The organism is Caballeronia sp. HLA56 (genome assembly GCF_054655155.1).
Map to the genome: position 1 here is coordinate 776394 of NZ_BAAHOB010000003.1, position 15090 is coordinate 791483.

Annotated in this window: 13 protein-coding genes and 1 pseudogene; 7 read left to right on the forward strand and 7 right to left on the reverse strand. The window is 56.1% G+C overall.

The window, feature by feature from the left end; all coding sequences use genetic code 11:
- Window positions 1-297: 297 nt before the first annotated feature.
- Window positions 298-1557, forward strand: a complete 1260-nt coding sequence (locus tag ACYQ47_RS15450) for an oligosaccharide flippase family protein (protein WP_250468026.1) — start codon at window positions 298-300, stop codon at window positions 1555-1557.
- A 47-nt stretch (window positions 1558-1604) separates the two neighbouring features.
- Here the strand turns inward: ACYQ47_RS15450 and ACYQ47_RS15455 are convergent, their stop codons facing one another.
- From ACYQ47_RS15455 to ACYQ47_RS15465, 3 genes are all read right to left on the reverse strand, one after another.
- The gene (locus tag ACYQ47_RS15455) at window positions 1605-2822 is read right to left on the reverse strand and encodes a glycosyltransferase family 4 protein (protein WP_250527292.1); all 1218 of its coding nucleotides are present in this window, start codon (window positions 2820-2822) and stop codon (window positions 1605-1607) included.
- A 75-nt stretch (window positions 2823-2897) separates the two neighbouring features.
- Window positions 2898-4013: a glycosyltransferase family 4 protein gene (locus tag ACYQ47_RS15460; protein WP_250495274.1), complete on the reverse strand. Its 1116-nt coding sequence runs from the start codon at window positions 4011-4013 to the stop codon at window positions 2898-2900.
- Between the two features lie 62 nt (window positions 4014-4075).
- On the reverse strand, window positions 4076-4258 hold the full coding sequence (locus ACYQ47_RS15465; RefSeq protein ID WP_250495275.1) for a hypothetical protein: 183 nt from the start codon (window positions 4256-4258) through the stop codon (window positions 4076-4078).
- A gap of 1282 nt (window positions 4259-5540) precedes the next feature.
- On the opposite strand from ACYQ47_RS15465, the gene ACYQ47_RS15470 reads away from it, so the two are divergent.
- From ACYQ47_RS15470 to ACYQ47_RS15480, 3 genes are all read left to right on the forward strand, one after another.
- Complete coding sequence (locus ACYQ47_RS15470; protein ID WP_244831387.1) at window positions 5541-6266, forward strand: Crp/Fnr family transcriptional regulator; 726 nt, start codon at window positions 5541-5543, stop codon at window positions 6264-6266.
- Window positions 6267-6339: 73 nt separating this feature from the next.
- Window positions 6340-6672, forward strand: coding sequence for a hypothetical protein (locus ACYQ47_RS15475; RefSeq protein WP_250468029.1), 333 nt, complete (start codon window positions 6340-6342; stop codon window positions 6670-6672).
- 65 nt (window positions 6673-6737) lie between these two features.
- Window positions 6738-8111, forward strand: a complete 1374-nt coding sequence (locus ACYQ47_RS15480) for a UDP-glucose dehydrogenase family protein (RefSeq protein WP_250468030.1) — start codon at window positions 6738-6740, stop codon at window positions 8109-8111.
- A gap of 68 nt (window positions 8112-8179) precedes the next feature.
- Here ACYQ47_RS15480 and ACYQ47_RS15485 read toward each other — a convergent pair whose 3' ends face one another.
- The gene (locus tag ACYQ47_RS15485) at window positions 8180-9358 is read right to left on the reverse strand and encodes a glycosyltransferase family 4 protein (RefSeq protein ID WP_459905872.1); all 1179 of its coding nucleotides are present in this window, start codon (window positions 9356-9358) and stop codon (window positions 8180-8182) included.
- 426 nt (window positions 9359-9784) lie between these two features.
- Here ACYQ47_RS15485 and ACYQ47_RS15490 point away from each other — a divergent pair, with 426 nt between their 5' ends.
- From ACYQ47_RS15490 to ACYQ47_RS15500, 3 genes and pseudogenes are all read left to right on the forward strand, one after another.
- Entirely contained in the window at window positions 9785-10666 is an 882-nt protein-coding gene (locus ACYQ47_RS15490) for an ATP-grasp fold amidoligase family protein (protein ID WP_250510586.1), read from the forward strand.
- Window positions 10667-10738: 72 nt separating this feature from the next.
- Window positions 10739-10854: pseudogene (locus ACYQ47_RS15495) on the forward strand (IS3 family transposase); the annotation flags it as partial.
- Between the two features lie 470 nt (window positions 10855-11324).
- Window positions 11325-11711: a hypothetical protein gene (locus ACYQ47_RS15500; RefSeq protein WP_459905873.1), complete on the forward strand. Its 387-nt coding sequence runs from the start codon at window positions 11325-11327 to the stop codon at window positions 11709-11711.
- 54 nt (window positions 11712-11765) lie between these two features.
- On the opposite strand, the gene ACYQ47_RS15505 is transcribed toward ACYQ47_RS15500, so the two are convergent.
- Genes ACYQ47_RS15505 through ACYQ47_RS15515 form a run of 3 tightly spaced genes read right to left on the reverse strand, consistent with a single transcriptional unit; the run spans window position 11766 to window position 15061 of the window.
- Window positions 11766-12581 (reverse strand): IclR family transcriptional regulator, encoded by an 816-nt coding sequence (locus tag ACYQ47_RS15505; protein ID WP_459905874.1) that lies wholly within the window; start codon window positions 12579-12581, stop codon window positions 11766-11768.
- Between the two features lie 57 nt (window positions 12582-12638).
- The gene (locus ACYQ47_RS15510; protein WP_459905875.1) at window positions 12639-13445 is read right to left on the reverse strand and encodes a shikimate dehydrogenase family protein; all 807 of its coding nucleotides are present in this window, start codon (window positions 13443-13445) and stop codon (window positions 12639-12641) included.
- A 2-nt stretch (window positions 13446-13447) separates the two neighbouring features.
- Complete coding sequence (locus ACYQ47_RS15515) at window positions 13448-15061, reverse strand: acyl CoA:acetate/3-ketoacid CoA transferase (RefSeq protein ID WP_459905876.1); 1614 nt, start codon at window positions 15059-15061, stop codon at window positions 13448-13450.
- Between the last annotated feature and the right edge of the window lie 29 nt (window positions 15062-15090).

The following is a 15090-nucleotide window of genomic DNA, read 5'->3' on the forward strand; positions in this document are numbered from 1 at the left end:
TCGCACACGACAAAGTGTTTTCACCGAGCTTTCGACACGAACGAATTTATACCGCTGCAGCCCCGCCCGTAAGCCCGCATAGTAGGGCTTGAATTTTTCGAACTTGTGTTCTTAACCGGCTAAGCGCACCTTTGCGAATGACGCAGTGCGATAGTTTGAAGGACTTAATGGTCTTTCATGCGATTTTTCGAGCGCTGCTTAGCGCGGCTGTGTCTGTCGCTGTTTGCCGCACTCATCGCGTGTGCTCGCCCGTGACTGGAATGCGACACGTGAAACCCTTCACGCTCGAGTACATATATGGCTTCTTCGTTCCGGAAGAATTTTGCGGTTTTGTTGCTTCTTCAGGTATCGACCTACGCGGTTCCACTGCTCACGCTTCCCCTGCTCACCCGCGTGCTTACACCGGAGGGGTACGGGCGCCTCGCGTTTGCGCTGGCCTTCATTAATTATTTTATTGTCTTGACGAACTACGGCTTTGGCTTAACTGCTACGCCGCAAATCTCCGTCAACCGCGCCAATCGCGAAGAGCGCTCTCGAGTCTTCTGGTCGACGCTTTGCGCGCAGGGTGTGGTCACGATTGGCGGCTTTACCATCTTGCTGACCCTGTCTTTCGTGTTTGACCGCCTTGCACAAGATCGCGAACTTCTCCTCCTAGGCTTTGGCCTTGCCGTTGGCGCGATGCTCACGCCGACTTGGTATTTCCAGGGCATCGAAGACTTGCGCATCACGGGCGCCATTGTCTTTGCGAGTCGCGTGCTGAGCGTTCCCGCGATGTATTTGCTCGTGCACAGTCGAGACGACATTTACTGGGCAATGGGCGTCAATTCGCTCGTACCTTTGATGTCGGGTCTGACCATCATGACGTACCTTTACTTTCGTCGTGAGCTCGACTTTGTTTCCGTATCGCTGGATTCGATTGCAAAGTCCCTCAAGGACGGCTGGAGCGTCTTCCTCGCGACAGCCATCAATGAATACAGCGCGTCGAGCAACACGGTGCTGCTAGCCCTTATCTCCGGGAACGTTGCCGCCGGCTACTTCGCTGCGGGCGATAAGCTAATCCGCGCCGCCATAGGCATCATGAGCCCGCTCAAAACCGCCGCTTATCCGCGCATCAGCTATCTCATGCATCATTCGCGCGATGCGGCTTTTTCCTTCTTGAGAAAAATGCTAGCGTTCCAAGGGACGGTTGTTGCGTTGATCTCTTTGACCATCTTTACAGCCGCGCCGTTGGCGGTGAAATTGCTTTACGGTCCGCACTATCAGCCTACAGTCGACGTATTGCGTCTCATGGCGTTCGTGCCGTTCCTGTCAGGTATTGCAGATGTTTTTGGCGTGCAGACCATGCTGCCCCTTGGAATGAAGTCGCAGTTTGGGCGCGTGCTTTTGGGCGCGGCGGTTCTCAACGTTGCGCTTCTGACCGTTCTATCCACTTTCTTTGCGGAACTAGGCGCCGCTACAGCGCTTCTCACGGTGCAGGCATACGTCGCGATCGCCATGGCGACAACGCTCTATATGCAGCGAGTTCCGTTCTTTTTGAAGCAGGGCGTTCCCGAATGAAGCGGCAGGCGCCGCCTCGGCGAGATAGATTGTGCGATGGGGTTGCTTTAAGCGACGTTCTTGAGAACAGGCTTAGTCAACGCAGTTTGATAAACGTCGATATAGGCATCGACCATCGCGGCAACGCTAAAACCTTCGGCGTATTGGCGCAAGCGGTCGTGCAATGACGTGTCCTGCAGGAGCTTCACGGCATCGCGGAGTTTGTCTATAAGCGTGTGCGGCTGCTCCATATCGAAGAGAAGGTTGGAGCCCGGCTCGATTACCTCCGGAATTCCACCCGTGTTTGCAGCCACGACCGGCACGCCGTGTGAATAAGCTTCGACCGTCACGCGTCCAAAGGGCTCATTCCATTTCGATGGCACGATGAGAATGTCGATGGCTTCCAGAAATTCGCCAGGCTTCACTTGCCCCAGGAATTCGACGCGCGGGTCGGCATAGTTCTCTTTCAGCTCCCCGAGATATTCCGCATCGCCCTTACCACCGATGGCAAGCGTCCATTCGAGCGAATGATCCGCAAGAAGCTGCTCGAACAAAACCTCAAGTCCTTTTTCCGGCGAAACGCGTCCGAGCACGCCAAGCCGTACAGGGCCGCTCTCGTACTTTGAAACGCGCTTCATGGGAACAGCATCGTCCAGCGGAACATAACAATTGCTGATGACCTCGGTGCGCATCGCGCTTGGGAAGAAGCCATTATCGACGTGCTTCTGCAAGACAAATCTGCTTACGCCGACGGCCACGTCCACACTCGCGGATGCGGCACGCTTCGGTCCCGCATACAACGAGCACATGCCGCATTGACGCTCACAAGGTTTCGCACCGGAAAACATGGTGGACGTCGGGCACATGAGATAGTAGTCGCGAGCCGTATGCACTATAGGCACGTTGGCATTACGAGCCACGCGCCAGATGTCAATTGAAAGGCAGGAAAGGTTACTCGTGTTGACTATGTCGGGCTTTTCCCGCGCAATGATATTTTTGAGCTTGCGCGACATGATCACGTTGTGCAGATCGATGGCGTGCCAGATGAGCTTGACGACAGACGAATGCTTTTTCGGTTTGTGCGGCCAATAAACATTGACCGAGCGAAGATGGTAGACCTTTACGCCGTTAAGTCTGCTGATCCGATCCACGCCGGCGCCTGTAGCGCAAACTACGCACACTTCCATTCCGGCCTTGACGAGGCCCTCCGCAAGGAGTCGCGTCGATATCTCTGCCCCGCCGACGGAATCCGGATGATACAAAGTGTTCGCGATGAGTATTTTCACGGCATCCGCAGTAGTTGGTGTTATCGCTGATCCAGGAAGCGTTCCGCAAGTCATCTGTAATACTACGGTATTTATTTAATCCTTGGTAGGTTGCGTCTTTAAGTAAAGCGCACTTTCGTGGCGTTCGCCATAGAGAATTTGCGCAAGCGCATACGCAGCGCGGTCCCACCTGAACTGGTTGGCTCGCGCGTATCCGCGTTGACGATGCCACTCGCGGACATCGTGTTGTGTGGTCATCACTTCGATCTTCGCAGCAATATCAGTGGCTGAAAGCGGATCACAGTACATGGCCGCGTCGCCACAGACCTCGGGAAGCGAAGCTTCCGAAGACGTAATGACCGGACACCCGCAGCGCATGGCCTCTAGCGGCGGAAGTCCGTAACCCTCGTACAGAGATGGGAAAACGAGGCAAGCAGCGCTTCCATACAGCGCCTTCAATTCGCCGTCCGATACAAAACCTGCCCAAGTCACCTTATCTGATTGCGCGACGCGCTGCACGTCCTGTGCGGCGAAAACACGCGGATTTGCTCCTCCCGCCACGACGAACTTGATATCGGATTTTTTTTCGAGCAGCTTCGTAGCATCGAGCACGCGCTGCAGATTCTTGCGAGGATCCAGGCTCCCGACTAGAACGCAGAATTTCCCTTTCTCAAGTGATAGACGAGTGAGAATAGCCGGATCAGGCTCTATGCGATCCATGTGATCCGCGCCGGGACGAATGACCTCGACATGCGATTCCGCTAAGCCTAGATGGTGGCAAATGCGCCGTTTCGAGAAGTCCGATACGGTGAGAATCAGTCTGGTCTGCTTAGCGAGAACTGAAAACTTGAATCGGTACCAAAAAGAAAACTTCTTCGAGAATGCTTGAGGGACGTCATAAACCGCCATATCGTGAATCATCACCAGTTGGCGACGTTTGAGCAACGGCCCGGTATTGCACAAGCTGATCAGTGTGTCCTGTGCCGACTCGAGCGGTAAAACGACTTGCTCCCACAGGTTTCCCTTTAGCAGCTGCGGCAAACGCCCCTTGCGGCTGGCTAGTCCAAGGTCTTTAGCGTCGGGTGGCACCACGAGCGGCAGATCGCTCGGAGTCGAAGCCTGCGCCTGCAACGCCCGCGTCAATTCAAATGCAACGCGTTGCACGCCTGTGATGCGTTGAGATGCAAATTTGCCATTAATGGTAAACCCCATGGACCCCCCGTAAATACTGCGAATTATTCCGGTGCGTACCGGCTACGGTGTGGTACGCAGGCTTATCGTTCGGCCACGGGAATTTGTGAACCTGCATTTGTCAGACGTTCCAATTCGGCCGTCTCAGCTACTTCAATTAAAAGCCGTAAGTCCGATACGAGAACGGCGGACGACCGCATGTTCAAGGCATCAGCGGTGTTAATCGACTTCCTAATTCGCTCCAGCGCAAATTGCACTGCTTTCATGGAAAGCTCTCCGAGGAAGATACCCATTGCTCAACGACGAGGAAGGCGAGTCCCGGACAAAATAGTCCGAGATGGAGGAGCCCAGCCCAGCGACACGTGCAGTCGACGTCAGTGGTGCACGCGCATTGGTGTGATGAAGACACACAGGAAGTTTTTCTTGCCGCTATATTTGGCTCTGTGCGGGAAAACACTGACGTACATGCCGTACAAAAAAGCAAGCACTAAGAATCGTTTTGTTTCAAAATTGAAAAACGTTGCCGCTTTTTAGATCGTACGTTCACTCTTTAATGACTCCGCGCTTTACCTTTACGCTTGGCGAAATCCCCTGATAAAATCGGCTTCATCCTTACATGTGCTTGACATCTTAAAATTGGTGGTCCCAACTAACGTTCTCGCGCAAAGGTTTGCGCGTAATTCATCAGACGGAAAGCATGTGGTTCGATCAAGCACGTCGGCCAATTAGTCTGATGAATGCGGCAGAGCGTATTTGTTGTTTTTTGTTGTAAGCAGACCCGATTTCCGCTAGCTAACTGGGCACCTAATACCTAAGTACTTGATCGCATAAAGCACTTTGCAGCTGGCACGCGTTTTATCGTACTCCTCATTGGTTGAACAAGACTTTTTTCGTTTTGATGGAATGTGAGCATTGAAATTTCGAGCGCTTTGGACTTTAGTGCCCTAGACCACATTGAACCTCGTAAGCAATCTACGATAGTTAGTAGGCCTAGGACCTGTTCCCTGGAGGTGCATTCGACTGATACGCAGCATTCGACAACATCTTTAGAGCAAAGTAGGGCGCCGCTCGTCTAAGGACGATCATGCGGAAAGTCAACAGCCCTATTGGACAACGCGTCGGTGCGAACGCTCCACCGTGTGTCCGCCGTCCCGCCAGTGCGAGATGCCGACGGTCTCCCAACAGAGGCACGCGGTTGGCCAATCTCGACTTGAAGGGATTTGGACTACGAACCTTCGTTCACGGAGTCGTCTATGTGGATCATCGACCGAGCGCGCGCATTCTTCGCTCTCATCGCTCGTGCGGCTTCAGTTGTCTGGGTGTTGTGCACATTTGTTTTTTTGGTCGTTCTCATGTCGCTTTTCAGTAAGTTGGAGCAGCGATCGGAAAGGTTGTCGAAATTCCGCCAAGACCGGAAGAATCGACATCCGATGGGCGCAAACCCCTCCACCGTGCCCGCTAGCGGAAAGCTACGAGATTCGAACGAGTAGCTGATTCACCTTCTAGAGCGCGTGTTGTTACGCGCCCCAAAAAAACGAGAGCGAGTTTATGCTGAATCTTCAATCGGATCTGCACGGAAATCACTTGTTGCGAGCGTTGCCACTGGAAGAATGGCAGGCGCTCGCGCCCGATCTCGAGATCATCGAGTTGCGAGCGGGACAGGTGCTTTGCAATGCACATGACTCGTTTCTTCATGTGTACTTTCCAGCGTCCGCGGTCATCTCGCTGTCACATGCGTTGGACGGCAATTGCTCGGTCGAGATTGCAACGGTAGGGCGTGAAGGCATGGTTGGCGTGCCCGTATTAACGGAAGGCGACACCATGCCCACAATGGTCACAGTGGAATGCAGCGGCACCGCGTACCGCATGGACGCGCATCTTCTGCGCGAACACTTGCAGCGCTCGCGGCTCCTTGATCGCCTTTCCATGCTTTATATCCATGCGTTCTTCACGCAGATCGCGCAGAACGCGGCATGCAATCGGTATCACTCGCTAAGCAGTCAACTCTGTCGATGGCTTCTGGTCGGGCTCGACCGGGCTTCATCGAATCAATTGCGCGTCACGCAGCAGCATATCGCCGACTTGCTGGGGGTGCGTCGCGAAGGCGTCACCGAAGCAGTCGGAAGATTGCACTCGCACGGCGTCGTGTATCAGACGCGCGGCTGCATTCGCGTTCTTGATCGCAAGGCGCTCGAAGCGCGTGCTTGCGAATGCTACGGTCTTATCAAGGCGGAGTTCAATCGCTTGCTACCGGCGACGATCACGACCCCGTAAAGAGAATGAGCTTGTCGCTTGCAAAAGAGCAGGTGCATCAACGAGCTTCAGACACCGAACAGGAGATGCTGCGATGGCCCGTGTGCTCATTCTCAATCTTGCTGCGTCATCGACGGACACCGCCGACAACGATCTAACCATGCCGGTCGAGATACGGAACGAAGCGGGATCGGTAATAAAGCGCGTGATACTCGCGAGGGCGTGGCCAACGAGAGTCGAATTGCCGGACGACTTCGAAACGCGTGGTGTTCCAGCCGATGAGGCAAAGCCGCCTAGCGGCCTAGCCGTAATCATCGTTGCAACAAAAACATACGGCGGTCAAGAAGCACAGCGTCGGCTCATGCTCATTGGTCGCTTTAGCCAGCATACCGTCGATTTCATGCTCGACGTCTCAAGAAGTGGTTAGTAAGGCCTTTTGACCGTCGTGCCGCTTAGACGGTCCCTTTTAACTTTTCTATTGTGAGCGGGCTTATGAAAGTAACCGTCGTTGGTACGGGCTATGTTGGCCTTGTTACAGGCGCATGCCTGGCCGAAGTGGGCAACAGCGTTCTTTGCATGGATGTCGACCAAGAAAAAATTGATTTGCTTAACCGGGGCGGCATTCCCATTCACGAGCCAGGACTCAAGGAGCTTATTCAGGGCAATGTGAAGGCAGGACGAATCAGCTTCACGACGAGCGTCGCCAAGGCGGTAGAGCACGGAGACGTACAGTTCATTTGCGTAGGTACGCCACCTGATGAAGATGGTTCCGCAGACCTTCAATACGTATTAGCGGCTGCCGAGCAGATTGGCAAGTACGCGCAAGGTTTCAAGACGATCGTCGACAAGTCGACCGTTCCGGTCGGCACAGCAGATAGAGTCACCGACACCGTGCGAAAAGCGCTTGATGCCAGGGGCGTAAATCATCAATTCTCGGTCGTGTCTAATCCTGAGTTTTTGAAGGAAGGCGCAGCCGTTGTCGACTTCATGCGCCCGGACCGGATCGTACTTGGCTGCGCGTCCGATACCTCGGGCGAACGCGCGCGCGCCATGCTTACGCGTCTTTATGCGCCATTCAATCGGAACCACGAACGTACGATGTATATGGATGTGCGCTCCGCCGAATTCACGAAGTACGCTGCTAATGCAATGCTTGCGACGCGTATCTCGTTCATGAACGAGTTGGCGAATCTCGCCGATATGGTGGGCGCGGACATCGAGGCAGTGCGGCGTGGCATAGGATCGGACCCGCGCATCGGCTACGATTTTCTTTATGCGGGTTGCGGCTACGGTGGCTCGTGTTTCCCTAAGGATGTGCGTGCATTGATTCAAACAGCGCATGAGTACGGCCGCGATCTGCAGATACTGAACTCGGTGGAGTCGGTGAATCATGCGCAAAAGGACGTGCTTGTCAGCAAGGTCTGCGCGCGGCTTGGTGAGGACCTGACGGGGAAAACACTTGCGGTTTGGGGGCTGGCCTTCAAGCCGAACACCGACGACATGCGCGAAGCACCGAGCCGCAGGTTGATTGCCGAATTGCTCAAGCGAGGCGCGACTGTTCGTGCATACGATCCGGTTTCTTCGGAGGAGGCGCAACGGGTTTTCGCGCTTGACTTGGCAGACGACCCTTCGTACGGCGCAAGGCTTAAATTTTGTAGCAACCAGTATGAAGGAGTGAAGGACGCCGACGCGCTTGTAATCGTCACCGAATGGAAAGCGTTCAAGAGCCCCGATATCGCAGCGCTGCATGCTGGTTTGAAGAAGCCGTTAATCTTCGATGGGCGCAACTTGTTCGATCCCGAGAACATGGCGGAGCTGGGCTTTGTCTACGAGGCCATCGGTCGGCCCACGGTTGAGCCGAAGTAATCGCTAAAAGATAAAGGCGTTGCGGGTTGATTACTCGCAACGCCTTTTTTCGCATCCGAGGTGTTCGGTCACACTTGCGACTCGGTCACCGCTACATTGCTTCGACTTGGTACAGGAGCCACTTCTTTTTCGGCACGGAAACGAGCAAGCCTGACTTCGATGAACGCCGAGAACGACGCCTTGAATTTTTCGGTCGAAAATCTTTCGGCATTGTCGCGGCATGCGCGCGGATCGAACAGATGCGCGTTGCGCTCAAAGCGCTCGATGGCATCGATAAGCGACTCACACGTTGGCTCCTTGAAGAAGAGGCCTGTGGGGCGTTCGCGTGGCAGGCCAATCACCGTCTCCAGTGCGCCGCCTTTGCCGAACGTGACGACCGGCGTGCCGCATGCTTGGGCTTCTATGATCGATATGCCGAAGTCCTCCTCGGCCGCATACACGAAAGCGCGCGCGCGCTGCATGTGGTCACGCAAGACTTCGAATGACTGATAGCCGAGGATCTCGACGTTCGGACCTGCGGACGCACGAATCTTTTGCATGTCAGGACCGTCCCCGATCACGACAAGACGCCGCTCCGGCGTGCGGGAAAACGCCTTTACGATAAGGTCGATGCGCTTGTACGGTACAAGTCGCGATGCGGTCAAATAGAAGTCGTCTTTCTGTGTTCGCATGGGAAGTGAACGCACATCGACCGGAGGATAAATCACAGTCGAGTCACGTTGGTATGCCTTCCTGATACGGCGCGCGATGAAGTGCGAATTGGCGATCAGATAATCCACGCCGTTGGTCGAGCGTGCGTCCCATACGCGAATATAGTGCAGCAAAAGCCGCGCCATGACCGACTTCAACCCCTTGGTCAGGCCCGCTTCGTTGAGATATTGATGCTGTAAGTCCCAGGCATAGCGAACCGGCGAGTGAACATAGCTGACATGAAGCTGATCCGGCCCGGTAATTACTCCCTTGGCAACCGCGTAAGAGCTGGAAATGATGAGATCGTAGCTTGAAAGATCGAGCTGCTCGATTGCTATAGGCATTAGCGCCAGATAAGACCTGTAGCGCTTTTTTGCAAAGGGCATTTTTTGAATGAAGGACGGGTGTACTTTGCAATCCTTGACGCAGGCGCGGTCTTTAAGAAAGTCAACGATGGTGTAAATCTCGGCGCCTGGAAAGCACTCGATAATTTGCTGCAGAACTTTTTCCGCGCCTCCAGACACCACGAGCCAATCATGGACAATCGCAATTTTCACGGTTTTCCCTCGTTTAGAGAAACGAATGAGGAGACTTTCTTAGGCTTAAGGCCTTATGGTCCTAGGTAGAAATCCCAATTTTTGTGGTGTACCTAACACTTCGATGGCCGCCAACGAATTGCAAGGGAATCCTCAAAATAGGTGAAATTGTTTCGGGCGTTTTGCCCTGCCGCGTATATCGTTTCCAGTAAAGAATGACCGGACGTCGTGCTTAAAAACGCAGATCGTACGTCTGTTGGTTAGCGCACAACGTCGAGCATTCGAGCTGTTCATACTGTGGTCAACCAATCGAAAGTTTCGAGAGTTCTTCCTTGCATGATCGTGCATTCACAAGACGAGGTCACCGAGTAAGGTGACGCAGTGACTTGTGAGCTCGAATGGATGGATCACAGCAAGCGCTACATAGAAATTCTTAAGGAGAGAGGGATGTCGCTTCCGAGGAGACTGTTCAACGGTGCGAAGGGGTGGCTCCCTGATACCGCGTATCTCATGCTCTACCATCGTCACAAGGTAGGACGTTTTCCCAACGTGCGCGCTCCCGAGACGTTCAACGAGAAGATTCTTTACCGGTGTCTTTTTCCGGACCCCCGGTATGCGGACCTTGCGGACAAGCTCAACGTGCGCGACTACGTTCAGCGCAAGGTCGGTAAGCAATATCTGACCGAGATAATCGCCACACCAGAGAGGTTCACCCGCGAGGAGTTCGATTCTCTGCCGATAAGCTTTGTGATGAAGGCGAATCACGGTAGTGGATTCGTCAAGCTCGTTCGCGACAAGGCCGAGACGTCCTTCGAGGAGCTCGACGCGCTTGCGCGCGAATGGCTGATCACCGACTTCTATCGCATAGCGCGGGAGCGTCACTATCGGACCATCAAGCCGCGCATTTTCTTCGAAGAGCTTTTACTCGATTCCAGCGGTGCCGTTCCTGCTGACATCAAGATCCATTGCTTTTTTAACGGAAGAGACAGCCAGCCCACGATTTACATTGCGCTCATTTCGGACCGGTTTGGCGAGCATCCACGTGGCGACATGTATGACGGGAACTGGAACCGGCTCGATATTGCGATCGGCCACTATCCGCGTAGTGAGGTCGCGGCGCCGCGACCGCAGTGCTTTGATGAGTTGATTTCGGTCGCCGTTAGCCTTGCGGAAGGCTTCGAATACGTGCGGGTAGATCTTTACGCACCGGACGATCGAATCCTCTTCGGCGAGTTGACCTTCACGCCAGGTGCAGGCGTGTTTCCCATGCATCCGGATATCGTCGATTATGAGTGGGGGAGGTTGATGGAGGTTAAGGGGGTTGGTTAGATCGGTCGCTTATGCCTTTGCCCGGGCGTCGGGCGAAGGCTATGCGCCGCCTGCTTGTACGGCAGCACCGGTCAATTCATTGAGGCCGTTGATTCGTACATTCGCTGGTACACGAGAAGCGGATCGAGATCTCGCTTGGCGCACTCACTCCGATTGAATACCGGGCGAGCCTCGGGCTGACGATATAAGGCAGTCCAAGAATTCCGCCGCATCCCCAAACACGACACTAGGATACTGCCGCTACACGCAAAACTGCGCTAAATTATATTATGTCTAATACAACCGCGCCGACCACAAATGACGCAACACTTCCAATCCACACTTACTTTCCCTGAACCTACAAAGTTCCCGCACGGCTACGAGTTCGACCAGTCACCAACGCCACCCGCTACAGCGCTCACATCGATCCCCGTCACCATTTGCTAAAGGCCTTCTCGCACCTGACACGAACCGCAAAATCCAAGCCGGACGTCGAAACGAAAATTACACGAAGCGCTAATCCAGCGCCTTCCTACAAACCCCGCCCAGCGACCTCATCAGCGGCCACTTAAACTCCTGTAACATAAGACAAACAACTATCGAGACGCCTGGACGCCAGCACGAAGCCATTCGTGCGCTACGCTCGCTGACGAAGCGAAGTGGACCGGGACCCCATGAGATGGCTGCAGGCCTCCGCAAGCAAGAATCTTATGCCCTTATCACCGTGTCTTTAGCATGGTGCGCGTTGGATCAGGCCCATGATGACGATGAACGCAGGCTGGCCGAGCAGGATTTGCGCGCGTCGATAGAAAGACTGGACATGATACAAGAGGCGATTCGCAAAGCCCTGCCATACAGCGGCGGCTTTACCAGGTGCGCCTCGTGCAGAAATATTTTTAGCGACGAAGGAAGCTATCTCGCACATTGGGCTTACATACAAGGTGAAATTACCTGTGTATTTCTCCCGCCCCTTTTGATGGCCTTAGGGTTTATCGTCGAAGAACACAAGATCGGCGAACGTTCATCCCCTGATTACGTTCTCCGCCATCCTTTGTATGTCACATAGCCTGTGTGAAATTCTTTTCGATGCATCCAATTTCCACAGTCACCCATGGACCTCTCAAGCCACCATCGTCGTTCGCTCACGCAGCGCGGTCCCGCTTGGTCTCAGCGGCCACAGTTCCGCGAGTTCGGCCGCCGTACTCTGCAACTTCGGGGCGATTTCCTCGATCTGCTCGGTCGTCATGCGAACACTTGGACCCGCAACACTGACCGTGCCGAGCGCGGTTCCAAGACCGTTCACCCTTATCGGCACGGCAACAGCCGAAACACCAGGCTCGGCCTCGCTGACCGCAATCGCATAGCCACGCTTTTCCGTAAGCGCGAGTTCCTTCAAAAGGTCCTCGATAGACCGCACGACATTGGGTCCTTGCCGGTCGGCTTCGCCGAAGCCCATGCTGGCCACGATTTGAATCGCCCGGTCACGAGGCATTGAAGCGAGCCATGCCTTGCCGGTTGCCGTCGAGTAGACCGTGACTCTCCCAGTCGCGGAACTGGGTGGCTGGTAGATGAGACCTGCCGTCGCGCCCTGCGCCTGCGCGAGCCAGACGAGGGTGTCGCCGTCCGCAACGGCTAGACGCACGAACTCTCGCGTCTCGTGCGCAAGCCTGTCGAGTACCGGCTGACAGATGTTCGGAATGCCGGTGGCCGCGTAAAACCGCTGCCCCATCACCGCAAGGCGCATGGTCAGCCGATAGAAGCCGGTGTCGGGCTCCTTGGCAACCCAGCCAAGATCGACGAGCGTCGAAAGCAGCCGGTGTGCCCCGCTCTTTGGCAATGACAGGCGCTCGGCGATTTCGCCGAGGGGCAAGGTGTTCGCGCCCTCGGCAAGGAGCGCGATGATTTCCAGACACCGTTCAGCGGGAACATGCGACATAGCGATCCAGACGTGTTGAGGTTGAAATTTCGCCGCGTGCGCCACTGACGACACATGCTATCTATCGGTCAGAAAAAACGAAGTGATGGATTCGATCTGACCGGTATGCATGTCCTTTCCGTTGACCCATGCACAGCCGAATCGCTGCGCATGGGCGATGAGCGCCGTCGGCTCTTCCGATAAAACTACATCGCCCACGAGCACGTCTTTCTTCAGCGGGCCGAGGTTGCCGGGCAAGCCGTCGCCCACGGACATGCCAACCGGCGATGCGTTGACGATCAGGTTGAACTCGCCGCGCGCGTCCGATACGCCAGCAGCTCGCGTATGCGGAAACGCTTCGCTCAAGTTTCTTGCCACGATAACCGCGCGCTCGGCATCGATGTCCAGGATGGAGATCGAAGCGACGCCGGCTTCGGCAAGCGCCGCGGCAATCGCGCTGCCCGCGCCTCCCGCCCCGAACAACAGTGTGCGCCTGCCGGAGACGCTCAAGCCCCGCGCCTCGACGCCGCGTACGAAACCGGCGCCGTCGAACATGTCGCCGGTCCACGAACCGTCGGCCTCGCGCCGCAGCGCATTCACCGCGCCGACTGTCTTCGCGGCCACGCCGAGTTGTCGGGCAAACGCGCAAGCGCGCTTCTTGAACGGGGCGGTGATGAGCAAGCCGTCGAGGTTCGCAATCTCCAGCAGCGCGGGGAATGCGTCGTCGAAGCGATCTGCATGGACGTGCAGAGGGACGAGCACGGCATCGATGCCTTCCTGCGCGAAGCGCGCAGTATAGACCGCCGGAGATCGAACCTGCACGACAGGATCGCCTACGATGCCATAGACACGCGTTGCACCTGAGATCTGAATGCTGTCCGCCATGTTCAGCCTCTCCCGCGCGATTCGTACCATTGCGCCACGCGCTGGCTACGGTGGCGACGCGCCTTGGCGCGCACGTCTTGCGCCAGGTTCATTAAGCCCGGTTCGAAGAGTCTGGCATCCATTTCACGCAACTGCGGCGACACCACGGGCCGAAAACCCATGTGGGCGACGACATCGCGTTCGGCATCCAGCCCCGGAGCGATCTCGATCAGCTCGAGCCCTTGCGGCCCGACGCGAAACACGGCCCGTTCGGTGACGAAAAGCGTGAGTTGCTTGCGTTGCTGACCAATCCGGGCGCTATAGCAAACCTGTTCGAGTTTCGGCACGAACTTCATGTGCCGCCCTTCCCTGCGAATGACGGTCTTCCCGTTCTCCCAGCCAATGTCGAGATCGCCCGCCGTGAGCGTTCCACTGAAGATCACGCATTTCGCGTTCTGGCTGATGTTGATGAAGCCGCCAACACCGATGATCTTGTCGCCGAACCGGCTGATGTTCACATTCCCCTGAGCGTCCACTTCGGCAAACGAGAGGAAGGCGAGATCGAGGCCGCCGCCATCGTAGAAGTCGAACTGCGACGGTTGTTCGATCATCGCGGCGAAGTTCTGGGCGCCGCCCGAATCGCGACCCGTAGTGGGCGCGCCGCCGATCAGTCCCTGCTCGTTGGTCAGATGCACCGCTTCGAGCAGCCCCTCTTCGGCCGCAACGGTGGATAGCCCCGTGGATACGCCCGCACCCAGGTTGCAAATCGCCTCGGGGAACAATTCCATTGCCGCGCGCCGGACGATGACCTTCCTCGGCCCGAACGGCAGCGGTCTGATCTGGTCGACAGGAACACGCAACTCGCCGGAATAGCTCGGGTCGTAGTCGGTCGCGTAGGTCTGGCGCTGTCCCGATTCCACCACGACGAAATCGATGAGAATGCCGGGAATCTTGACGTGCTTGGCGGGCAGCGTACCGTTTCGCGCCATGCGCTTCACCTGAACCACGACGATGCCGCCGGCGCGCCGCGTCGCTTGCGCCATTGCCAGCATCTCGCCGAATACGGCTTCCTGCTCCATTGTCACGTTGCCGTCTTCGTCGGCCGTCGTGCCCCGCAGGAACGCGACATCGACCGGAATGTGCTTGAAAAACAGCCACTCTTCGCCGGCAATCTCGGTCACTTCGACGAAAGCGGGCGGCGTGCAGGGGCTTTGCCGCGCACCCTGCTGCCTCGGGTCCACGAAGGTGTATAAGCCCGTCTTCGTGAAGAGACCCGGACGGCCGCCCGCCATCTCGCGCATCAATTGCGACAGCACGCCCTGCGGGAATGTGTAAGCCTCGATCTTGTCTTCCGCCGCGAGTCTTACGAGTCCCGGCGAATCGACGAGCGCGCTTGTAATGGCCCGTCGCAGCAAACCTTCGTGAGCGAGGTGCGATGCGCCCAGTTCGCCGCGGTCGCCCACACCCACGATGCTCACCGAGGTCAATCCAAGCGGCTTCCGTTCCGCCAGGAAGCGGCGCTCGACGGCAGCCAGAAGCGCCTCGGGCACGGAATGCCCGCCACCGGAACCGCTGATCAGGATGGCATCGTTATCGGCGACGAGTTGAGCCGCTTCGTCCGCGGTTATTCGTTCCATGGTTCGCTGATCGCTCCGTAATCGGGATG